Annotated in this window: 20 protein-coding genes; 6 read left to right on the forward strand and 14 right to left on the reverse strand. The window is 67.0% G+C overall.

Features of this window, described 5'->3' with window-relative positions; genetic code table 11:
• Positions 1 to 47 precede the first annotated feature (47 nt).
• Positions 48 to 1,268: a hypothetical protein gene (locus QHF89_RS21355; RefSeq protein WP_136969898.1), complete on the forward strand. Its 1,221-nt coding sequence runs from the start codon at positions 48 to 50 to the stop codon at positions 1,266 to 1,268.
• Here QHF89_RS21355 and gloB read toward each other — a convergent pair.
• On the reverse strand, positions 1,265 to 2,029 hold the full coding sequence (gloB, locus tag QHF89_RS21360) for a hydroxyacylglutathione hydrolase (protein ID WP_136969897.1): 765 nt from the start codon (positions 2,027 to 2,029) through the stop codon (positions 1,265 to 1,267). The genes QHF89_RS21355 and gloB overlap by 4 nt on opposite strands.
• Positions 2,030 to 2,218: 189 nt before the next feature.
• Here gloB and QHF89_RS21365 point away from each other — a divergent pair, with 189 nt between their 5' ends.
• The gene (locus QHF89_RS21365) at positions 2,219 to 4,420 is read left to right on the forward strand and encodes a beta-propeller domain-containing protein (protein ID WP_136969896.1); all 2,202 of its coding nucleotides are present in this window, start codon (positions 2,219 to 2,221) and stop codon (positions 4,418 to 4,420) included.
• A 54-nt stretch (positions 4,421 to 4,474) separates the two neighbouring features.
• On the opposite strand, the gene QHF89_RS21370 is transcribed toward QHF89_RS21365, so the two are convergent.
• The 9 genes from QHF89_RS21370 to QHF89_RS21410 all read right to left on the reverse strand — a co-directional run bounded on the left by QHF89_RS21370 (position 4,475) and on the right by QHF89_RS21410 (position 14,406).
• Positions 4,475 to 4,981, reverse strand: a complete 507-nt coding sequence (locus QHF89_RS21370; protein WP_136930963.1) for a GNAT family N-acetyltransferase — start codon at positions 4,979 to 4,981, stop codon at positions 4,475 to 4,477.
• Positions 4,982 to 5,036: 55 nt separating this feature from the next.
• Positions 5,037 to 6,365, reverse strand: a complete 1,329-nt coding sequence (locus tag QHF89_RS21375; protein ID WP_136969895.1) for a hypothetical protein — start codon at positions 6,363 to 6,365, stop codon at positions 5,037 to 5,039.
• Positions 6,366 to 6,374: 9 nt separating this feature from the next.
• Positions 6,375 to 7,520: an acyl-CoA dehydrogenase family protein gene (locus tag QHF89_RS21380; RefSeq protein ID WP_136969894.1), complete on the reverse strand. Its 1,146-nt coding sequence runs from the start codon at positions 7,518 to 7,520 to the stop codon at positions 6,375 to 6,377.
• An 11-nt stretch (positions 7,521 to 7,531) separates the two neighbouring features.
• Entirely contained in the window at positions 7,532 to 8,746 is a 1,215-nt protein-coding gene (locus QHF89_RS21385) for an acyl-CoA dehydrogenase family protein (protein WP_136969893.1), read from the reverse strand.
• A gap of 25 nt (positions 8,747 to 8,771) precedes the next feature.
• Entirely contained in the window at positions 8,772 to 9,926 is a 1,155-nt protein-coding gene (locus tag QHF89_RS21390) for an STAS domain-containing protein (RefSeq protein WP_284720760.1), read from the reverse strand.
• A 117-nt stretch (positions 9,927 to 10,043) separates the two neighbouring features.
• Positions 10,044 to 11,183, reverse strand: a complete 1,140-nt coding sequence (locus QHF89_RS21395; RefSeq protein ID WP_136969892.1) for an acyl-CoA dehydrogenase family protein — start codon at positions 11,181 to 11,183, stop codon at positions 10,044 to 10,046.
• Positions 11,184 to 11,195: 12 nt separating this feature from the next.
• On the reverse strand, positions 11,196 to 12,377 hold the full coding sequence (locus QHF89_RS21400; RefSeq protein ID WP_136969891.1) for an acyl-CoA dehydrogenase family protein: 1,182 nt from the start codon (positions 12,375 to 12,377) through the stop codon (positions 11,196 to 11,198).
• 323 nt (positions 12,378 to 12,700) lie between these two features.
• A complete protein-coding gene (locus tag QHF89_RS21405) occupies positions 12,701 to 13,198 on the reverse strand; it encodes a hypothetical protein (RefSeq protein WP_136969890.1) in 498 nt (165 codons plus the stop codon).
• Positions 13,195 to 14,406 carry a hypothetical protein gene (locus QHF89_RS21410; RefSeq protein WP_136969889.1) on the reverse strand — a complete coding sequence of 404 codons (1,212 nt, stop codon included), beginning with the start codon at positions 14,404 to 14,406 and terminating at the stop codon, positions 13,195 to 13,197. The genes QHF89_RS21405 and QHF89_RS21410 overlap by 4 nt, the downstream gene beginning before the upstream one ends.
• 775 nt (positions 14,407 to 15,181) lie before the next feature.
• Between QHF89_RS21410 and QHF89_RS21415 the strand changes: the two genes are divergently transcribed.
• From QHF89_RS21415 to QHF89_RS21425, 3 genes are all read left to right on the forward strand, one after another.
• Positions 15,182 to 15,976 carry a hypothetical protein gene (locus QHF89_RS21415; RefSeq protein WP_136969888.1) on the forward strand — a complete coding sequence of 265 codons (795 nt, stop codon included), beginning with the start codon at positions 15,182 to 15,184 and terminating at the stop codon, positions 15,974 to 15,976.
• 7 nt (positions 15,977 to 15,983) lie between these two features.
• The gene (locus QHF89_RS21420) at positions 15,984 to 16,475 is read left to right on the forward strand and encodes a hypothetical protein (protein ID WP_136969887.1); all 492 of its coding nucleotides are present in this window, start codon (positions 15,984 to 15,986) and stop codon (positions 16,473 to 16,475) included.
• 71 nt (positions 16,476 to 16,546) lie between these two features.
• Complete coding sequence (locus QHF89_RS21425; RefSeq protein WP_284720761.1) at positions 16,547 to 17,491, forward strand: hypothetical protein; 945 nt, start codon at positions 16,547 to 16,549, stop codon at positions 17,489 to 17,491.
• A gap of 385 nt (positions 17,492 to 17,876) precedes the next feature.
• Here the strand turns inward: QHF89_RS21425 and QHF89_RS21430 are convergent, their stop codons facing one another.
• Entirely contained in the window at positions 17,877 to 18,908 is a 1,032-nt protein-coding gene (locus QHF89_RS21430) for a hypothetical protein (protein ID WP_136969885.1), read from the reverse strand.
• A 119-nt stretch (positions 18,909 to 19,027) separates the two neighbouring features.
• A complete protein-coding gene (locus QHF89_RS21435) occupies positions 19,028 to 20,146 on the reverse strand; it encodes an AraC family transcriptional regulator (RefSeq protein WP_136969884.1) in 1,119 nt (372 codons plus the stop codon).
• Positions 20,147 to 20,385: 239 nt separating this feature from the next.
• Here QHF89_RS21435 and QHF89_RS21440 point away from each other — a divergent pair, with 239 nt between their 5' ends.
• The gene (locus QHF89_RS21440; protein WP_136969883.1) at positions 20,386 to 20,736 is read left to right on the forward strand and encodes a hypothetical protein; all 351 of its coding nucleotides are present in this window, start codon (positions 20,386 to 20,388) and stop codon (positions 20,734 to 20,736) included.
• Between the two features lie 59 nt (positions 20,737 to 20,795).
• Here the strand turns inward: QHF89_RS21440 and QHF89_RS21445 are convergent, their stop codons facing one another.
• Together QHF89_RS21445 and QHF89_RS21450 are read right to left on the reverse strand one after the other, a co-directional pair.
• A complete protein-coding gene (locus tag QHF89_RS21445; protein ID WP_284720762.1) occupies positions 20,796 to 21,170 on the reverse strand; it encodes a hypothetical protein in 375 nt (124 codons plus the stop codon).
• A gap of 450 nt (positions 21,171 to 21,620) precedes the next feature.
• On the reverse strand, positions 21,621 to 22,541 hold the full coding sequence (locus tag QHF89_RS21450; protein ID WP_284720763.1) for a hypothetical protein: 921 nt from the start codon (positions 22,539 to 22,541) through the stop codon (positions 21,621 to 21,623).
• Positions 22,542 to 22,543: the final 2 nt, after the last annotated feature.

Genomic DNA, 22,543 nt, shown 5'->3' on the forward strand with positions numbered 1-22,543 from the left:
TGCGACGAGGGTGGCGCGGCCGCGCCTTTCGCTGGTAAGCTCGCCTCGTGCAGGACGACTTCGATCTCGGCACGCGCTCCCGATATCTCGGCGCGATCCTCTGGTTTGCGCTCGCGCTCTTTTGCCTTGCGCTCGCGTTCGGCATGCTCTCGGCGCCCATCCAAGGGCATCCGGTCCTCGCCGTCCTCATCAAAGGATCCATCGTGTTGCTCCTCGGCTCCATCGGCGTGGGGACGCTGGTGAGCGGCATAAACACCCTCTCCGGCGCGAGCGGCAAGGCGCGGGGCGTGCCCGACGAGGCGCTCGCCCATTGCCTCACGTGCGGCGAGCGCACCCCGAACGACGTCGTTTGCCCTGTCTGCGGCGAGCCGCCTTGCGACCGGACGCGCTCGTTCCACGTCGACAAGCAGGGCTGGGGAGGCGCGACGTTCGGCGTCGCGCTCTTCGGGGCCCTCTTCTGCCTCGGGCTCTTCATCCTCATCGGGCCTTATTACGACGGCGAGCGCCGCGTCTGGGTGCTGCTCGCTTGCGGCGGGCTCGCCTTGCTGCTGCTCGCCGTCGGCGGCGCGGGGCTCGTCGGCTCGCTCGGGACCTTGCGCAAAGGGCTCGGGGGCGGGTCGACCCTCTCGTATTCGGTGGGTGGCAAGGAGCGGCATGCGGGCGGCTCGGGGGCGGCGCTGTGGGGCAAGCTCGTCTGGCTCTCGGGGCAGGCGCGCGTGGTCGCGCCGCTCTCGCCCTACCCGGCGAACGAGGGCGGGTATCGGGTATCGGCGGGCGACATCGAATTCGCGGAGATGGTCGCGACCCTCAATGCCGCGGGAATCGTGATTCTGGAGGACGTGACGACCTACCATTTTCGCCTCGGCGAAGAACCTGCGAAGGAGGGCGCTCGCCCGCGTGCCCGAGGGAATGGCCCGCTCCCGTTCACGCGCACCAAAAACCGATGCCTCCGCATCCGGCTCGCGCCCATCGCGCGCTCGGTGACGCCGAGCGGCGAGTACGACGATGGCCTCTCGGACGTGCTCGTCCTGGATCAGCTCCTCGCCGCCGAACCTCGGAACGCCGTGCACCGTTTCTTCGCGCAATACCTGATCGAGGAGACGGACGTCCGGCAACTCCGGCACAGGCTCGACGAGAACCCCGTGCACCGCGCTCAGGCGATCACACACGCGCACGCCCTGCGCGAGGGCGGGATCGGCGTCGCGCAAGAGCTCGTCGACGCCGTCCTCGGTGGCCTGCGCGAGGCCCCGCAGCCGCCGTCCACCTAGCGAAACCCGTCCTTCGCCGCTCGCACCTTCCCGAGCGTCTCGGCCCCGCCCGTCCCGCCAAACTTCGCCCGCAGGCTCGGCGCATCCACGCGCAAAAACGGATTCGTCCGGTGCTCCTCCGCCATCGTGGACGGCACCGTGGGCTCGCCGTGGCTGCGTTTCTCCTGGGCCATCATCAACGCGCGCTTCACGTCCTCGTTGTCGGGCTCGGCGAACGCGGCGAATCGCAGGTTGCTCACGGTGTACTCGTGCCCGCAATAGAGCTTCGTCTCGTCCGGGAGCCGACCGAGCTTCTGGCACAAAGAGGCATACATCATCGCCGGTGTGCCTTCGAAGAGCCGCCCGCACCCCGCGACGAACATCGTGTCTCCGGTGAACACGGCGTCGTTCACGACGTACGCGACCGCGCCCAACGTGTGTCCGGGCACGTGAATCGGCCGAAACGTGAGACCTGCCGCCTCGAACGGCGTCCCCTCCTCGACCCCGACCGTCTGCCCCGGAACCCGCCCCTGCGCCAGATCACTCGCGTGGCCGTAGACGGGCAGGTCGCCGAAGCGACCACGGAGCGCCTCGTTCGCGCCCACGTGGTCCCAGTGGTGATGCGTGTTCAGGATGGCCACGAGTTCCAGCCCCTCGCGCGCGAGGGCTGCGAGCACGGGCTCCGCCTCCGAGGGATCCACGACCACGGCCTCGCGCCGCCCCTCGTCGGCCACGAGATACGCATAGTTGTCGCTCAAACAAGGGACGGTGACGACTCGCATGCGGCACACCCTACTGCGCTCGCCGCCCCTCCTCAACAGATGCCGCCTGTGCCACGCCGTCCCCGGTCCCTCCTGGCAGGGGCGCCTCGATGGCACACTTCGGCACCACGGCACAGCCGCATTTCGTGAGGAAATTCGAGGGGCGGAGGCCGAGCGCTCGATGGCCCGCCGCTTGCTCAAAGGACCGGCATGATCAAACACGCTCGCTCCGCCTGGTGGCTCTTCGCTTCGCTGCTCCCCCTCACCGCGGCCGGTTATGGCTGCAGCGGCACGACTGACGTGCGCACGCCGACGACGGCGGAGGCGCGCGGCACGCTGCAACAAGCCCAGAGCTGCGCTGATCTCGAGCAGATGCTCAAGCAAGACGCCATCGCGAAGATGAACGCGCAGATCGACGCGATCATCGCCGAGATCGAGGCCAACGGCGGCTACTGGGGCTACCCCGATTACGGCTGGGAGGACGGCGGCTCGGTCTCGGTGGGCTCGGGCGGCGAAGTCCCCCCCTCCCCGGCCCCCGGCACCGGCGGATCGGGCGGCAGCTCGGGCAGCGGCGGCGGGTCGAACGGCGGCGACGGATCGGGCACGCCCCCCGAGCATTCGGAGACGAACACGCAGGTCGCGGGCGTCGACGAGGCCGACATCCTCAAGACGGACGGCAATTACCTCTACCTCCTCCACGGGCAGAGCCTCCAGGTCCTGAAGTCCTTCCCCGCTTCGGATCTCGCGATCAACACGACCACGGCGATCGAGGGCAACCCGATCGAAATGTTCGTGACCGACGACCAGCTCGTCATCTACTCGCAGGTCGACGGCACGCAGCTCTACACGGACGCGGGCGTGGAGCCGCGCTCGCCGTATTATGATTATTACGGCGGCGGCGTGGCGTACGACGGGTATTACAACCCGTACTACGCGCCGCTCACGAAGATCACGGTCCTCGGCCTCGACGCCGGGCAGACGACGGGCGTGCAGAAGGAGGTCTATTTCGAGGGCAACTACGCCTCCTCGCGCCGCGTGGACAAGCACGTGCGCACGGTGCTCTCCGGCGGCCAGCACGGCCCCGGGCTGAGCTATTACCCCGACCTCGGCGATAGCAACCCGCAGACGGTCGAGGAGTGGACGGCGGCGTTCGAGGACCTCCGCTTCAAGAACGCGCTCGCGATTTACGGCTCGACGATCAACGACTGGCTGCCCTACCGCTTCGAGAAGAGCAACGGCACCGTGTCGTCCATCGCGCCGAGCTGCAGCTCCTATTACGTGCCCACCCAGGGCTCCACGGCGTACGGCCTCGTGCAGGTCGAGTCGTTCGCCCTCGACAACCTCCAGGCGCCCCTCGCCGAGACGAGCATCGTCGGCGCCGTGCACACCGTGTATTCGAACGCGGACTCCCTTTACCTGGCGGCGCAGGCCTGGAAGGACCCGGGGCTCAACTGGAGCCTGCCCGTCGAGGCGGTCGACACCAGCGAGACGTTCGTGCACAAGTTCGACCTCGCGACGAACCCGGCGCAGCCGGCCTACGTCGCGACGGGCGCGGTGCCCGGCTACGTGAAGAACCAGTTCTCGCTCGACGAGAAGGACGGCCTGCTCCGCATTGCGACGACGCGGCAGCTCGCCTCGCAGACGGACTGGACGAGCTCGAACAGCGTCTACGTCCTCGGCGAGAGCGAGGGCGCGCTCGTGCAGGTCGGCGCCGTCACGGACCTCGCCCCCGGCGAGCAGATCTATTCGACGCGGTTCATCGGCAATCGCGGGTATGTCGTGACGTTCCGCCAGGTCGACCCGCTCTTCGTGATCGACCTCTCGACGCCCGCAGCACCGGCCGTCCTCTCCGAGCTCAAGATCCCGGGCTTCAGCGAGTACATGCACCCGATCGACGAGAACCACCTGCTCACGATCGGCCAGGACGCCACGAATGAAGGCCAGATCCTCGGCCTCGCGCTCCAGGTCTTCGACGTGACGAATGCGACGGCGCCGGCGCTGATGCACAAGTACGCGTTCTCGGGCTCGGAGTCGGGTTATTCCGAGGCGGCGTACAACCACAAGGCGTTCAACTGGTATGCCCCGAAGAACCTGCTCGCGTTCCCCTTCAGCGGCTGGAACCCGAACACGGGTGAGATGAAGAGCTCGCTCGAGCTCTTCAACGTGACGCTCGACGCCGGCATCCAGAAGCGCGGCTCGATCGACCACACGACCTTCTTCCAGGCCGATCCGTACGGCTACTGCAATGGCTACTACGGCGTCGACGTTCGCCGCGGCGTGTTCATCGACGATTACGTGTACGCCATCTCGTACGGCGGCGTGACCGCGAGCGACGTGAACAGCCCCGAGACCCTCGTCTCCTCCGTCGCCCTGCCCCAGCCGGCCCAGCCCTACGGCTACTGCGGGTTCTGAGAGCCTTACGCCGCGCCCCGGGGCTCGCTCCTCCCGGCCTCGGGGCGCGGCGGTTCATTCCGACGATCGCTCGCGCGTCATCTCGATCATCGTCGCGCGAAACCCGAGCGACGCAAACAGCTTCTGCGCCGCCTCGTTCTTCGTAGCCGTCGCGAGCACGACGCGCGGCGCGCCGAGCTCCGATAACCTCTGAATCATCCCCACGCAGAGCGCGCGCCCCGCGCCGAGCCGCCGCGCCTCCGGCTCCACGTAAATGTCGTGCAGGGCGCCGCAAGCGTCGAGCAGCATCGTCCAGTCGCGCTTTTCGAGGCGCCCCCAGGTATACCCGATCACCTGCGCCGCGCCGTCCTCGCCCCGGGCCTCGGCCACGAGCACGACCGAGCCCTGCCGGCCGAGCTCGCTCGCGAGGAAGGCCCCGTATCCTCGCTCGTCGCCCATGGCGAAAAACCGGAGCGAATCGAGCGAATGATGAAACCGGACGAGCGCCGCGCCCATGCGGCCGAGGGCCGAAACATCCTCGGGCTTCGCCGGGCGAACGAGAACGGGAGCGGAGAGGGTCATGGGACATCCTTAGCAACGGGTATACGAACGAGAAAGCGGACGGCTTCGAGCGTCTTCAATCGCGGAACCGGTGCCGGAGCTTCTCCACGCGCGCCTGGATGATCTCGCCGTGCGCCGCCTCCTCCAGCGCCGCGCGCAGCTCCAGGTCGGCACACGCCTCCACGGCGATGCGGATGCGCCGCTTCGTGCCCTCGTCATTCGACTGCGAGAGCGCGATCGCCGCGCCGATGCGGCGCTCGGGCGCGGCGCCGGGGTCCTCCACGACCACCGCGAGATCCTCGGGCACGATGCGGCTTTCGCGATACCCGCCGCGCTCCGCGAGCAGGCGGCGCATCTCGTCGAGCCACACGGAAAAAGGTTTGTCCCGCTGATCGAGCTTTTCCAGGTCGAGCCGCACGACGCTGCTCTGCCCACGCGCGGCGCGGGCCTCCTCGATGCGCCGGAAGAGGATCTCGCGCCGCACGAGGTTCTCGTCGAGCACGGCGGCCGCCGTCCGGGCTACGCGGGGCGGCGGCGTGAGCGGCATGCTGCTCAGGACCGCGGCGCGCACGGGCAGGAGGAACTTCTCGTTGCGGCGCAGCCCGAGCAAGACGCCGTGAGAATGGCGGCGCACGTTCTCGATTTCCGTGTACGGGATGAAGCGCGGGCCGAAGTAGCCGTGAAACACCACGCCGTCGGTGCCGACCACGACCTCCCGGCTGCGCATGAATCGAAAGAGGGCCGCGACGAGCCCGAAGAGTCCCATGGATGGGAGGAGCACGAACGCGAAGAGGACGATCGGGTTCATCGGGCCTCCTTCGAACGAACTCGCCAGGAGGACCGCCACGAAAAGCACGGTGAGCGGCGTGGTGAAAAGCATGCCGGTCACGCCCAGGATCTCCCCCCACGGCACGCGTGACGCGGCGCTGGCGAGCGCGACGCGCATCACGCGCGCGGACGCCGCCACGCCCGCGGCCTCCAGCATTCGATGGCCCGTCTCGTCGTCGGGCACGTCGACCGCGACGTCGAACCCATCTTGCAGGCGCAAGACCACGCGGCCCGGCGCCTCCAGCCAGCCTTCGGCGACCTCGCTGAGCTGGAACGAGCGCTCCCCCTCGCGCTCGGCGCGCACCACGATCGTCTCGCCCTCGATCGACAGCGATCCCGGCGAGGAATCGCCGCGCCGGCGTGATGGATTGCCGGCGACGATCGCCGCGCCGCCCGCGACGACCAGGCCGACGAGCATGCCCCACGAGAAGGCGCTCGTCAGGGCAAACCCCAGCACGGCGCAGAGCAGCGAGCCGACGAGGCTGCCGATCATGACGACGCGCGCGCGCCTCCGCCACCGCTCGGACGCGGAGAAGCCGACGCGCGTCTCCAACAATCGAAAGCCGTCCTCGGACAAAAGCACCTCCTAGCCGTCGATCACCATCTCCGCGATCCGCCTCCGGTGATGCGCGGTGTCCCCGAACGCCGCGCGGCTCCACTGGGCGCGCTTGAAATAAAGCTGGACGTCGCACTCCCAGGTAAAACCGATGCCGCCGTGGAGCTGCACGGCCTTCGCCGCCGCGAACGTGTACGTGTCGGACGCGTGCGCCTTCGCCATCCGCGCGAGCTTCTCCGCTTGCGCGGGCGCGTGATCGATCGCCGCGGCCGCGCGATACACGAGCGAGCGCGAGAGCTCGATCCGGGCGAGCATCTCGACGAGCGGGAACTTCACGGCCTGGAACGCGCCGATCGGCCGGCCGAATTGCTGCCGGATCTTCGCGTATTCGGTCGTCATGCCGAGCAGCCGATCCGCGCCGCCCACCATCTCCGCCGCGAGCGCCGTCCACATTCGCGGCATCACCCGGCCGAGGATCGACACCGCCGCGCCTCTCGCCCCGATTCGATCCGCGTCGCGCACCGCCACGTCCTCGAACCGCACAGCCCCGCTCCGCCGCGTCGCATCGACGAGTTTGTCGGGTGACACCGTCACGCCCGGCGACGCGGCCGGCAGGGCGAACAGGCTCGGCCCCTCGGGCTCGGTCGCCGTCACGAGCACGAGCTCTGCGCTCGGCGCGTCCACGACGAGCTCCTTCTCGCCCGAGAGCAGGATCCGCTCTCCCTCGCGGCGCGCCGTGGCCTCGACGTGTGTATACGCCCAGCCCCCGCGCCGCTCCTCCGATCCCACGGCCGCGCGGAGCTTGCCCTCCGCGATACGCGGGAGAAAACGCGCCTTCGCCTCCTCGCTCGCCGCCTCCTTTAGGACGAGCGTCGCGAAGAGCGTCCCGACAACCGGCAAGGGCAGGACCACGCGGCCCATTTCCTCCATCAGGACGGCGAGGCTCGTCATCGACATCTCGCTCCCGCCGTGCGCCGCGGGCACCACGAGGCCGAGCCAGCCCGCCTCGGCCGCCCGCGCCCACAGCCCCTCGTCGAAGCCCGCGGGCGTCTCCATCCATCGCCGCACGTCCTCCGTCTTGCAGGAGCTCTCGAGCAGCTTCTTTGCTTCGCGCCGGAGGAGCGCCTGCTCCTCGCCATACCCGAAATCGTCGGGGATCCGAGCGGTGCTTTGCATGGTCCCTCTCCTCAGGTGCTCTTCGGAAGGCCGAGGATCCGCTCGCCCACCAGGTTCCGTTGAATCTCGCTCGTCCCGCCGCCGATGGTGAAGCCGAAGCTGTTCATGTACGCCCGCTGAAAATGGCCGCCGTCCGCCGCGCGCTCCGCGCCGAATGCGTATTGCGCGAGCGGCCCCTCGAGCTCCTGGCCGACCGCCGCCGCCCGCTGCCCGAACTCGGTCGACACGAGTTTGCTCAGGAACGGGAGCGCGAGCGGGCGCTCCTCGACGAGCCCGGGCACACGCGCCCGGAGCGCCGACGCGAGCAGCGCCTCCTCTTCGATCGCAAGCTCTGCAATGCGATCCCGCATCACGGGATCCTCGCTCGCGGGGCGACCATCCCGAGAAACTTCTTTGGCCAGCGCGACGAGACGCGCGACTTCACCGCCCGCCGCGAGCGCACCGCCCGTCGCGCTTCCTTCCGACGCGCCGCGCTCGAACGCGAGCGTCATGACCGCGAGGCGCCACCCGTCCCCTTCCCCGGCGAGCAAACACGAGGCCGGGACAAGGACGTCCTCGAAGAGCACCTGGTTGAAGCCGCCCTCGCCCGTCATCTTCACGAGCGGCCGCACCGACACGCCCTTCGATTTCATGGGGAACAGGAAATAGCTGATCCCCGCGTGCTTCGGCGCGCTCGTGTCCGTGCGCGCGAGCAGGATCATGAAATCGGCCCAGAGCGCCTGCGTCGTCCACACCTTGTGGCCATTGACGATGTAATGGTCGCCGTTCCGGACGGCGCTCGTGCGCAGGCTCGCGAGATCACTGCCGGCGCCCGGCTCGCTGAAGCCCTGGCACCACACCTCGTCGCAAGAGAGGATGTTCCGCAGGTAGCGTTGCTTCTGCTCCTCCGTACCCACCGCGAGGATCGTCGGCCCCGCCCAGTCGAGGCCGATGCGATTCACGATGAACGGCACGCCGGCGCGCCCCATCTCCTCGGCCACGACACGCTGCGACCCGGACGGCATCCCCTTTCCGCCATACGCCGTCGGCCACTCGACGCCGAGCAGCCCCGCGCCATACACCTGCTTTTGCCAGGCCTTGAGCCACAGGAATTGCTCTTCGGACTCGACCTCCAGAAACGTCTGCGGAAGCTTGAAGCCCGGGTCGGACGGACGGTTGTCCTGGAAAAACGCTCGCGCCCGCTCGCGCAGGTCACGCTTCTCGGCGGTGTCTCGGATCGGGTCCATACGAGACGTACGCTACCACGAGGTTTTACCGCTGCGAAGAGGCCTGGATCGGGCTCGGCGCGCGCACGCCCATCGAACGGAGCGCCGTCTTCAGGCCCTCTTCGAGGTCGGCGACCGTCGTCAGCCCCGAAAGATCAACCCCGAGCTCCACGATGGTCTGCGCGACGCGCGGCCGGATGCCGCTGACGATCGCGCGCGCCCCGAGCAGCTCCGCGGCGCGCACGATACGCAGGAGGTGGTCGGCCGTCTCGGCGTCGAGCGTGTCGACGCCCGTCAAATCGAGGATCGCGAAATGCGCGCTGCGCTGGACGATCTCGTGGAGGAGCGCCTGCATGATCGTCGTCGCGCGCGCCCCGCTCACCTGCCCGACGATCGGCAACGTCAAGATGCCCTCCCATACCTGGATGATTGGGGTCGAGAGCGCCGCGATCGTCCGCGCCTGCTGCTCGATCAGGAAGGCATTCTCTTTTTCGGTCCGGCGCAGCGCGTCCTCCGTCACGCGGCGCTCCTCGACCTCCTGGCGGAGCCGCTCCAGCGCGACCGCGAGATCCGCCCGCGTGGCCGCGTCCGCCGCGAGGAGGCGCTCCAGATCGCCCTCCACGGTGCGATCCGAGGGCCGCACGATGAACTCGTCCGCCTCGTCGCCGCGGGACTGGAACGAGATCTGCTGCGCCCAGCAATTCGAACCAAAGAGGCGCGCGCAGAGGCCGGAGAACTTGCCGCCCATCATGCCCGAGCCCCAGCACACGGAGAGCGCGCGCTGGTACATGGCCTCCCAGCCATTCGTGCAGCGGAATCGCCCGATCTCGCGCTCGCGATCCAGCGAGACGATCTCCCACAACCCCCAGCCCGCCGCCGCCGCGATGACCGCGAGCGAGGCAAACCCCTCCTCGAACGTGGGGAACGTGATGATGTGCGCCCAATCCCCGTCGACGCTGTCGCGCCCGCCGCTCTGCAGCGCGAGGTTGAATCGCTCGACGCCCACCATCCGCGAGAGGCCGAGCATGAGGCCGGAAATGGTGGTCTCTGTCCACATGAGCACGGACGCATGGCCGGCACAAGACAACATGCCCTTCGGCAAGTCGAACGACATGGGCACGCCGCCGACGCCGAACTCGACACGAGAATCAATCTTCGGTTGATCAGGGCCTCGGCCCCCCGAGACAAAGACGTCCGTCATGATCACCCCCCGGTGAATGCATCACGATACGCGTCCGGAACACGTTCGGACCCTCGGGCCAATCCTGAATTCAGCACCCGGGGCGTGCGCAAAACGCGCCGAGGCGCGACGGAGGGTTCAGAACGCGGGTTGCGCGCCGAATCGGGCGAGGTGGTGCTCCTCGTCGCCGAAGAGGGCGTTCAGGACGTGCATGCGCTTGAAATAGAGCCCGATATCGTGCTCGTCCGTGATGCCGATTCCGCCGTGGAGCTGGATGGCTTGTTGCGTGACGTAGCGGCCGCAAATGGCAAGCTCCACCTTGGCCGCGCTGACGGCGAAGCGGCGCTCGGCCGGATCGGGGTCCGAGACCTTGACGCTCGCGAGGATCGAGGTGCTCTTCGCGAGCTCGGTGCGGATGAACATGTCGACCGCGCGGTGCTGCAAGGCCTGGAACGTGCCGATCTTCACGCCGAATTGCTCGCGCGTCTTCAAGTAGTCGACGGTCATCGCGAGGGAGGCGCGCATGACACCGAGCCCCTCCGCGCACGCCGCCGCCGCGCCGAGATCCATGATTTCGTCGAGCACGGGCGCCGCCGCGCCCTCGGCCCCGAGCCGGCTCGACGCCGGAACGACCACGCCGGCAAGCGTGATCGTGGCGGCTTTTTGCCCATCCATCGTGTTCACCGGCGTGACGCGCAGGCCCTCGGTCTCCCGCGGGAGCACGAAGAGGGAGATGCCGTCGGTATCGCCCGGAGTGCCCGCGGTGCGGGCCGAGACGACGAGGACATCCGCCGCGTGGCCATTCTGGACGAAAATCTTCTCGCCCTGGAGCACGTAGGCGTCGCCCTGTTTCGTGGCCGTCGTCTCGACCCAGGTCGGGTCATACCGGCCGCCGCGCTCGGCCCAGGCGAGGGCGAGGGTCGTGTCCCCGGCGATGAGCGGCGCGAGGTACGCCTCGTGTTGCTCTGCGCTGCCCGCGCGCAGGATCGCCGTGCCCGCGGCGAGCACGGACGCGACAAAGGGCTCGGGGACGAGGCCCGCGCCGAATTGTTCGAGCAAAATCGCGACGTCCACGAACGAGCCGCCGAGTCCGCCCGCGGATTCGGGGAACGCGAGCCCGATCCAGCCGAGCTCGGCCATCGTCTTCCAGAGTGATTTGCTATAGCCGACGGGGTCTTCCCGCAGGGCACGGAATCGGCTCACCGGGGACTCCTTCTTGAGGAAGGAGGCCATGGTGCTTTCGAGGAGCTTCTGGTCCGGCGTGAGGTCGAAATTCATGGCGAATCCCCGTCAGCTCGGCAGGCCGAGGATGGCTTTGGCGATGACGTTCTTCTGGATCTCGTTGCTGCCGCCATAGATGCTGGCCGCGCGCGCGTAATTGAACTGCGGGGGGACCGAGGCCTCGGCCTCGGGGATCGTGCCCGGCGAGTTGTGCCAGGAGAGCGCATCGTGCCCCATCACGTCCATCGCGAGCTCGTACATCTGCTGCATGATCTCGCTGCCGCGGATCTTCAAGATGCTCGACTCGGGCCCCGGCGCGTGGCCGAGCTCGGCCGACGCAATGGCCCGGTAGTTCGCCATCTTGAGCGCCCAAAGCTCGATCTCCATCCGGGCGATCCGCGCGCGCCACGCCGGCACGTCGATCAGCGGCACGCCCCGCTCCTTCGTCGCCGCCGCGATCTGCTTCACGCGCCGCAAGGTCCGCGTCGAGAGCCCCACCGCCGCGATGTACGTGCGCTCGTGGCCGAGCAGCGCCTTCGCCAGCGTCCAGCCGCCGTGCAGCGGGCCGACGAGGTTCTCCGCGGGGACGACGACGTTCTCGAAGAACGTGTCGCAAAACGCCGGCGTCCCCGCGATCGTGAGCGTGGGCCGCGCCGTGACGCCGGGCGTCTTCATGTCGACGAGGAAAAAGCTGATGCCCGATTGTTTCTTCGCGGTCTTGTCGGTCCGCGTGAGTACGAAGATCCAGTCGGCGTACTGCGCGTACGTCGTCCAGGTCTTTTGCCCATTGAGCACGTAGTTGCCCTTGCCGTCGGGCTCGGCCGAGAGCTTGAGCGAGGCGAGGTCGCTGCCGGCGTTCGGCTCCGAATACCCCTGGCACCAGACCTCCTCGCCCGCGAGGATCTTCGGCAAGAAGCGCTTCCGCTGCGCGTCGCTGCCGAACTGGAGAATGAGCGGGCCGACCATCATGAGGCCGAACGGGGAGAGCGCCGGGGCGCCGGCGAGCTCGAGCTCCTCCGTCAGGATGAAGCGGCGCGTGACGTCGAGCTTGGCGCCGCCCCATTCCGCGGGCCAATGGGGCGCGACCCATCCCTTCCCGTGGAGGATGCGGTGCCACTCCATGATCTCATCGTGCTCGAAATGCCCGTCGACGGCCGCTTTCTCGCGGATGCGCGGAGGCATGGCCTCCCGGATCCACGCGCGGACCTCGTCGCGGAAGGCGCTCTGCTCGGGGGTGAAGGACAGGTCCATCAGGCTCTCCGGCTTCCGTCCATAGTGCGAACGGGCGCCGAAGGGAAGAGGCTCGTCGTCGGCTGCTGCTGCTGGTGCGGCTCGCGTCGATGTCCGTCCCTACGCGGGGAACGATGCCCTGACGGCTCATCGGCCAGGCATACGTGCTTCCAAGGGGAGAGCGAGCGGCCCGGGTTGCGCCGCGAGACGCGACCGCCGCTGCTGCTCCTTCGAAACGAAGACCGTCCACGGCCGCCTGCATCTCACGCGGGAGTACCTGAAGACGCTCGCGCTCGCCTGACGCGCGCTCCCGCCTCCGCGCTTATGCCTCCAGCCACGGTGCACTACTCGCCGGGCGCAGCCGCTTCCCACTCTGCGATGATTTCCTCCAGCGCGGATTCGATATCGCCGCGCTCGTAGAGTTCATCGAACGTAGTGTCGTATACGAACAACCTACCATGTTTGTGGCCGTAGTAGCACACGTTGGACGCATCCATGAAGAACGATAGCTCTGGGTCGAGCGCCATGGCATGCTTGACCTCCATCCGCTCTCCCAATCCGTGGAGACTATAGAGGTAAAAAGGCGTCTCCCACGACGGCATGGCTACTTTCAGGGAACTATCCACGAGCGTTCCGCCACAGCATGCGCCGTAGATCTGCTGGTGCACGCGAAACTCCGATGCCGGCGGTCTCGTCCAGTCGGCCGAATAGTACAGGACCGAGACGGACGCCGTGCCTCCTGCCCATATCTTTGCACGCATGCCCTCCTTGTATGTCTCGTCTGGCTGTCCGTAGCGGCGCACGAGCACTCGCTCAAGAATTCCGGATTCGTCGGTATTCATGGTTTTCTAAAATCTCCTCCATGCGCTTGAAGATGTCCCTGCGTTCCTCCTCGCACCGGGCGCACGACAGAGGGGTCGGCCGCAAGGTCAGGCCGGTTGGCGACGGTAGGATCATGGTGCCAGACAGCGTCCGTCGGGAACTCGCCGGTCTCACGGATCCCTTTGAGCTCCTTATCAGTCCATACACCACTGCCTCGGCCGCCAGCGCGAATATCTGCAAGCTCTTGGGCCTTCTTGGTCCGTATTCCCTTGTCGCGTGCCGTTTCAATCGCCCGCCTCTCCGGAGTGCCCTTGGGTGGAAGCCGCGCTTTTCCCCCCGCCTGCCCTGCCACCCCGCCGTTCGGCTTCGAGACCGGCTTCGTCCTCGTCTTGACCGTCGTCTTCGCGCCACCTCCCCCACCGCTCCCGCTCCCCGCCGACAACGACTGCCCGTCATGCGTCGCGGCAGGCTTCTGCTTGCCCTTCGGGATGAAGTTCTGGTGGCGCGCATGGCAAATCCGTTCGAGGCACTCCCGGCCTCGTTCTTCCGCGAGCGCGGAGACGTCCGCCGGGGTGAGCCCCCAGTCCCCATACTCCCGAGCCGCGTCCTCGGACAACCTCGCCGGCTCAGGCGGCCGGACCTCGCGGGGGCTCTCCGCGACGACGGGCTCCGTGCGGGTCCGGTGGACGAGGACCCTCGTGCAACGACGTCCGCCCGTCCCGCCGCGCCTCCGCGCCTGCCCCGGCTCCGTGCACCGCTCGGGCGACTGCGCGATCGGCCGAGGTAGCGGCTTCGGCCTCTCGGCCTCTTTGGTCTCCTTCTCTGCGCCCTCCTTCTCCTTCGCTGCGACCTTCTTCGGCGGGGGCGGCGTCGGTTTGTCGCAGGGGAGATGCTGGAACGCAATCCCCAAGAGCTTCCGACTCTCGGACGGCGCGTGGGGATCATGAACATAAACAGCCTTGGCCTCGCGGCCCTGCAAAAGCTCGTCGAGCGACAGGAACGTCGTTCGAGGCGTCCCATCCCCCACATCGTACCAATAACGTGCATTCGGGTCGACGTGAGGATGGCGCCGGCATATGCGGAACAACCTCATTCCGTTCGGCGTCGTCTGCGCCCACGCCTGCGTATTCGTGCCTGTCGCGGTGCACCCGAGGAGCCCTATCGAGAGGCCCCAAGCGACGAGCACGAGGAGCCCAAGACGAACAAAGCGGTTCGACAACCAGGCCATGGAAGGACCTTCCGTTCCCGCAGGCCACACCAAGCCACCCCCGTGGCGTCATGCGCGGGCCTGCGTTGTTCCTGACGATCCTTGTGCACGGCGAAGGCGAAGCCGCGCAAGCGCATTCACAGGCTGGTGCGACACACAATGTCCGTGCGCGACCGTCGCCGACGAGCCCGGCGCCTTCGAGGATGCTCGAAAGGAAACGCCGACCAGCAACCGGAGATCGATCCACCTCCGCTCGGCGGCCGGCCTGGCTCCCGAGGAGATCCTCCTCCTCCGCCTCGAAGTCGGCTGGCTCCGCCCGGAAATCAGCTTCCTTCCCCAGGAGATCGTCCCCCTCCGCCGGGAGATGCAGCACCTCCGATATGCGGCCGTTCACCTCTGGTAGGAGCCCCCGCATCCCCTTCCGGACGTCCATAGCCTCCGGGAAGAGGGCATCGAACGCCAAGGAGGGGTCCTCCACCGCCGAAGAGACATCCTCGATCTCCGGAAAGACGTACACCCCACCTGGATCATGTCCGATGTCGAGGTCAGGCGGCTCGGCTGGTGCGGCGGCTGCGGCGGCTGCGGTAGGTGCTGGACGCTCCCCAGCTCCTTCACGTACACGATTCCTCGTTTCTTGAAGCCCGCCGGGGATGCGACCGCCCAGCATGTGCGCTCGATGATTCCATCCAGCTTATCCTCGGGCGTATCTAGAACGCCGTCCCGTCGCGTCGGAGTATCGCGAGGGCGGCGCCGTCGAGCCCGACGCCTCGAAACGTATAGAAGCAGGCTCACAAACTTGCCCTTTGGTGATTCCGAGCCTGTACCCTCCTCGGTCGAGCCAGGCGGGGACGGAGAGGGAATGCCGAGGGTCAACATCTGGGGGATGGTTATTGCGTGCGTGACGATGTCGGTTGTCCCGTTTGGCTGCGCGAGCAATATCGAATCTCCTCCGCTGAAACAACCGCCGATCCACGAAGGGCCACACGCGCCGAACAAGACCATCACGCGCCTGCGAGCGTGCGTCGAGGAGTACGGCGGGGACCTCGGCGGAGAAGCCTTCGAGTTTCACTACGACGTGAAGGTCGACGAAGAGGGGCGGGTGGCCTCTGTGAAGTCGGACGTCTTGCATGCCAATTTCAGCGGGTGCACGCGGGCGGCGCTCCGGGCGATGGAGGTGCCGCCGGAGCTTTTCCGGACATGGATGTTCCAGCCGCTCGCTCGGGGAGACAGGCAGAACAACGCGGCGCGTGGGCTCGCCGGCAATCTCGTCATCGTCGGCGTGACGATCGCCCTGGCCCCCATCATCATCAAAGCGACCGGGGTGACGATCGTGTTTATGATCGGGATCGCGATCGCCGAGGACGTGGTGGAGGCGGTTCGGAGGAGGAAATCAAAGAAGGACAAGTGCACGGACGGTTATGTGGAGTGCATGGATAGCAAGGTGGGTGACGAGCTTGGGAACAACTGGAATACATCCAGATGCGAAAACTGCTTCCGAATATGTCAAGACGAGAAGTCCTGGCCGCCGAGGGTGAGGATGTGGGAGGACTGGGTACCCTGCGGCCGCTTGGAACCCACCTGGCGAAAGTAGGACAGATATGTTGCGAAAATTGGAGCCGGAAGAGATCGCCTTCATCGAGCGAATCAACGCGGTCTTTTTGTCCGAAGAGCTGGACTTCGAGGAAGCGGTCCGCGAATATCGCCGAATCGAAGAGGAGTTCGTCGAGCGGGCAGGCGACAACGAGCACCATGTCGTGGAGACCAGGCGGCGCATCACGGAGTGGCTCCTGAGTGAGGCGCTCAGAGACGAGCAACCCCACGAGGTTTGCCGGGAGATCTGGCACGAGCTTTTGGAGCGTGGGTTCTCCGGCATCGAGAACCGCCACTGGATGAGCGGCATCTATGCACGGTGCTGCCAGATGAATGGCGAGTTCGAAGCCGGCCTTGCGGTGATCGAGCCGCTCATCGCCGAGGCCGAGCAGGGGCTCGCGGATCCGACGCTTCCACCGAACCCACGTGCCTTTTACGAACAAGAACTCACGAGGGACTGCAAGATACGAGACGAGCTCAAAGCCGGCATCCGAGGGTGAGCGAGGCACGTGGGTGGTCTCGACGGAGGACGAACGCGCCCTGCGACCAACCTGGCGAAACTAGGACAGATATGTGGCGAAAACTAGAGCCGGAAGAGATCGCCTTCATCGAGCGAGTCAACGCGGTCTACTTGTCCGACGAGCTGGACTTCGAGGAAGCGGTCCGCGAATATCGCCGAATCGAAGAGGAGTTCGTCGAGCGGGCAGGCGACAACGAGTACCATGTCGTGGAGACCAGGCGGCGCATCACGGAGTGGATCCTGGACGAGGCGGTCAGAGACGTGCAGCCCCATGAGGTGTGCCGGGAGATCTGGCACGAGCTTTTGCAGCGGGGGTTCTCCGGCATCGAGAAACGCTACTGGATGAGCGGCATTTATGCGCGGTGCTGCCAGATGAATGGTGAGTTCGACGCTGGCCTCGCGGTGATCGAACCGCTCATCGCCGAGGCCGAGCAGGCGCTCGCGGATCCGACGCTCCCGCCGAACCCGCGTATTTTTTACGAATACGCGCTCCCGATCGACCGCAAGATACGAGACGAGCTCAAAGCCGGTATCCTATCGCTCATGCAACGAATCGAAGCGGTCTACTTCTCCGACGAGATGAGCTTCGAGGAAGCGGTTCGCGAATATCGCCGAATCGAAGAGGAATTTGTCGAGCGGGCAGGCGACAACGAAGCCGATGTCGTGGAAACCAGGCGGCGCATCGCCGAGTGGCTCCTGGACCATGCGCTCGAAAAAGAGCAACCACACGAGGTTTGCCGGGAGATCTGGCACGAGCTTTTGCAGCGGGGGTTCTCCCGCATCGAGAAACGACACAGGTTAAGCCGCATCTATGCGCGGTGCTGCCAAATGAATGGTGAGTTCGACGCCGGCCTCGCGGTGATCGAACCGCTCATCGCCGAGTCCGAGCAGGAGCCCGAGGATGCGGCGCTCCCGGACCCGCATGCATTTTATGAACACGAGCTTGAGAAGCACCGCGAGATACGAGACGAACTCAAAGCCGGTATCCGAGGGTGAGCGGCGCACGTGGGGGAGGTCGCTCCACCTCCGCCAGGAGGTCGCTCCACCTCCGCCAGGAGGTCGCTCCACCTCCGCCAGGAGGTCGCTCCACCTCCGCTCGGCGGCCGGCCTGGCTCCCTGAGGAGGTCCTCCTCCTCCGCCTCGAAGTCGGCAGACTCCGCCCGGAAATCAGCTTCCCCCCCCAGGAAACCGTCCACCTCCGCCAGGAGATGCAGCACCTCCGATGTGCGGTCGTTCACCTCTGGCAGGAGCCCCCGCATCCCCTTCCGGACGTCCGGAGCCTCCGGGAAGGGGTCGTCGAACACCAAGGAGGGGTCCTCCACCGCCGAGGAGACATCCTCGATCTCCGGAAAGAGGTTGTCTACCTCCGCTGGGGAGAGCCCTACGGCGTCGTCGCGGTGAACTGCACGCCGCCGCCATCCTTGGCGATCTGTGGCGTGATGATGACGTTCGGCGGAGGCGGCTCGGGGCGACTGGCGAGCCCGATAACGAGCCCACCCACGGAGAGGGCACTAAGGATGCCGCCCGCGTAGGCGAGCCCCTTCCCTGTTGTCACGGTTCCGTCGTCCGGTGCGTTTACGTTCATGATCAAGCCGGTCACGAGACCCCCGAGCCCGAACGCGAGACCCACCCCGCTTCCGATCATGAGATTCCGAGGCCACGTGGGTTGATCCCCCTTCGCTCCATTCGACAAGTTCGCATTGATATTAAAATGAATCGGCGGGGTGGGAAACTGGACATATTGCGCATGGATGCGCTGCTGCATCGCGATCCGTAGCTCCTTTCGTTCCCCAGCCTTGATGTCCACGTGCGTCTCGTTCATCCAGTACCCGGAAGCATTCGCTTTGATCTCGTGGCCTCCGGGCTCGACGTAGATCTCGTCGTGGTAGGGCCAGTCCATCACGAGTTCCCCGTCCACCGTGATGCGCACGCCGGCGATGTTGATCCGGAGCGCGATCGTCCCGAGGCGCTTCGCGCAGTAGGCCAATACCGTCCGTACCTCCGTGACCGGGTGCAACTTGTAGTCGCGCAGGGCCCAGAACGCGATGACGTCCTGGATGTTGCGTGCGCAAGGGAGGAACAAACCTGCACGCGCCTGGGCCAAACCAAGCTCCAATTGTGTATCCGGCAGGCTGTTGTGCGCGTAGGCATCCTGGTACTTTTCGAGAGCCGCCGCGACCTTGCCTGCTTTCTCCAACGCCTGCGCCTCCAGGAGGAGCTTCCTCGTCGATTCGTGGAAGGTCGTCATGAGGGCGCGATCGGTCGTGTACACGGTGTACGGGATCTCCAATTTCTCGGGCACCTGGATAGGTTCCGTGGGGGCCGGAGCGCCGGCCCCTTCCTCGGCCAGCGACACCGACGAGGAGACCGAGACCGCGAGGAGGAGCGTGCTTGCGAGGAGAAGGTGCTTCATGAGAGGCACGCTACACCCGCCCTCCTAGGCTGGTCAAGACGAACCGTTTGCCCGCGGCACGTCGTCAAACCCTACGTGTTCGCGGGCAAACCTACGGTTCGTCCAGGACCGACGGTCCTTCAGGGGTCCCGCCCGACCTCGTCTCCGTCGCTTTTGCGCAGCTCCTGCGGGGTGCGGCCCGTCCAGCGGCGGAAGGCGCGATAGAAGCTGCTCCGCTCCGTGTAGCCGAGGAGGAAGGCGATCTCCTGAATCGAGAGAGATCGATCCTGCAGATAACGGTCGCAGAGGGCGCGGCGTTGCTCGTCGAGCAGATCGTTGAAGACGACGCCCTCGTCCTTGAGGCGGCGTTGCAAGGTGCGCGGGCTCAAGGCGAGGCGCCGGGCGATGTGATCCTGGGACGGGGCGCCGCCGCGCAGCTCCTCGACGAGGAGGCGGCGCACGCGAGCGGCGAGTCCATGGTCGTGCGGGAGGCTATCGATCTGGCTCCGGGCCTGCTCCTCCAGATAGGCGCGGAGGCGTGGGTTGGCGAGGCGAAGCGGCCGTTCGAGCTCCTCGCGATCGACGATCATCCGTGTCTCGGGCATCTCGAAGCGCACCGGACAGCGGAACGCCTCGTCGTAGGGGCGAAGATCCCGCGGGGCGGCGTGCTGAAACCAGACCTCGCGCGGCCGAAAGTCCTCGCCGATGTAGATGCTGAAGCTCTTTACCCAGGTCGCCGCGATCGACTCCGCCATCGCGCCGATCCGGCCGATGGATGGATGCAGCGCGCGGCGGAGGCGAGCATCGCCGCCCTCCAGGTCGAGGGTGGGAAGCAGCATCTCGTGGATGAGGTGCCGGTAGCGGTCGGCTTGCAGCACGGCGTCGCCGAGCGTGGCGGCGTGCGCCGTCATGTACGTGAGGAGGTTTCCGTGATCGAGCTCGAAGACCGCGCCGAAGGCCAGCCCGAGCGAGCCTCTCGGAAAGCGTGGGGCCGCGATGCGCCACAAGGCCACGTAACGCGCCATGGCGACGCGCTGATCGGGATCTGCCAGCTCGATCTCCCCGACGCCGGCCTCGGCGAGGAGCGGCCGTGGATCGAGGCCGGCGCCTTCGAGGACGCTCGCCATGTGCCGGAGGGCGCCCGCGTGAACGGTGCTCGTCACCTCCGGCGCGCGGAGCGAACGGACGCCCTCGCGCGGCTCTCGTTGGCTCGGGGCCGCCCCTGCGAGCCCCTCCTCCTCGGTCGTGTGCCTGCCCATCGCCTCTGTTCATACATCGGCGCGATGCGTGGGAGGCGTTGGTTTCTTGCCTTCGTGTCGGCGAACGCAACAACGTTGTCGCGAGCGGACACTGGCGAGAACTCGAAAGGGCAGGCATTCTCGATTTCATCGGTGAGCGCAAGAGCGCGCGGGTTGGCGCCGGATCGGCGGCCCGCGCGGCTGCGTTCGCGATTCATGTCCCACACGACCGCGTGTCGTGTGACGGAAGGAGAATGGTCATGCTCAAGAAGATCCTCGCTGGTTTTGGTCTCGCGTTGTCGCTCGTCGCGTGCCTCGGCGCGCCGGAGGAGGGGGCAGCCCCGGCCGAAGGCGACGTCGGCACGGCGGAGCAAGCGCTGCGGCCTTCCGGTCGTTATCGCACCTACTACAGCGACGCCTCGCACACGGTGGCGATCGGCTGGGAGAACCGGGAGTGCGATTGGCGGTACGACTCGGCCGACGGCGACTTCAGCAGTTACTACAAGGAATTCCGCTACGATTGCCTCCCGTACAACGATCCCTTCCTGCCGGCGACGGACTGCTGGATCTGTTCGACGCCGACGTCGTGCTCCCTCCGGGCGTGCCCGTAGAGGCCTGCTTTCGCGCTGCGAGGTCACGAAGCGATCTCGCAGCGCGCCTCCCGCGACGGTCAAAAGCGTTTGCGGAAGCCCAGCTCGATAGGGGCGTGGATGTGGAGGAGATAGGGGTCGGGACGTTGCCACACCCCCTCCGGGGCCGGGGGCACGTCGCCGGTGTAATAGGCAATGCCCGCGCCGCTGCGCACGAGGAAGTCCGTATCCCGGTCGACCGGAATGGCGACCGAGATGAGCAGCTCGGCGCCCCCACCCCAGCTCGGGGCGTACAGATCGAACGGCGGCACCCAGCAGTGGCCGAGGCCGAGGCCGAGCGTCGCGGCGATGTCCACCCCGCTGCGCGTCGTGATGCCGAGCCCCAGGAGCCCGTAGATCCCGAGCGTGTGTGCCAGGGAGTTCCCGCCTCTGGAAATCCCTTCTTGGGTATTCATGTACCGCAGTCCGACACCCGCGCGAAAGAGGCCGAAGCTGCGCATGTAATCACCCGAGAGCCCAATGAGCAGCGGTTCATGGACGGCGTCATCATAATCGTACCTTTTGTTAGAACCCCTCACCGCGCCTACGTAAAAGGGCGTCAGGCCAGCGCTCGCCGAGATGACGTGCTTGCGCGGCTCCGCGTCGCGGGCCGGAGCAGGCGGCTCCGCGGCAGACGCATGGAGAGCCATCGAAGTCACGAGGAGCGCGGAAGCGAGGGACGTCGAGAAGCGAAGGGCGATCATCATGCGGACGGGAACAGCAATGTCGATGCCACGCTTTTTTTGCGGCTTTCGCGCGGAAGGCGCGTGCCTTCTGCGCGGCGCGGCTTCCGGCGGCGGTAGGACACGCGGAGCAGGGATGTTGTCGGCCCGCGACATGTGGCCCGCCGCCACACCTTCGCAGGGCTAAGGGCACGCCGGCGGGACGAACGCAGGGTCGACGAGATCCCCCGCCACGTTGCCCGCGCCGCCGAAGTCCTTCTCGGGCTCCCACGGGTTCACGTCGAAGAGCTCCTGTTCGGTCCAGCCGTTCGCGGCATGGATGAATCCTTGTGTCGTGAGGTTCGAGACGAGCGGCGCGTCTGGCTCGCCGGCATTGACCATCGGCGGCTTCGCGCTCGTCGGCGCGAGGGTGCACGTGTCGAGGCAAGCGAGGAACGGATTGCAGGTGTCTTTCTCGACGTACCCGGCGTGCTTGTCCTTGCTCGAAAACACGACGGGGAACAGCGCGCCGTCCTTCATGGCCGTGGCGCAGGCGGGCAGGTCCCAGCAGGCGCCACATTCGGTCGTCTTTTCGCAGAGCGTGGCCTGGTGGCCGACGGCGCGCATCGCGAGGATGCCCGCGGGCGGCGGGATGGACGGGTCAATCGTCACGCCAAAGGCTTCGTTGTCGCCCGCGTGCGCCGTGAGGCCACAATCGCGCTCATAAAGATGGTCGTAGACGATGTGGATACGCGTGGCGTCGTCGGGGTGCGGGCGGACGCGATACACGATGCCGCCGCGCGGGCAGCCGTCGTCGGGATCGAGGGAGAGGAACGGGAGGTAACTCTCGGCGAGGGACGCCTCGTACGTGTCGTCGAGGCCGTCGCCGTCCTGATCAACGACGATCATGCCGCCGCCGCTGCCGCTGCCGGCGCCGCTGCCGCTGCCGCTTCCGCCTTCGCCGCCGCTCCCGCCCCCGATTCCGCTGCCGCTCCCCGCGCCTGCGCCCGTGAGGATCGGGCCCGCTCCGGCGCCGCTGCCCCCGGTGAAGGTATCGACCGGGGGCGAGCTACAAGCGAAGGTCCACAGGGCATACGGGATGAGGAAGGAAACGGCAGCACGCATCC

It is taken from the genome of Polyangium sorediatum, from assembly GCF_029946465.1.
Classification (GTDB): Bacteria; Myxococcota_A; Polyangia; order Polyangiales; family Polyangiaceae; genus Polyangium; species Polyangium fumosum.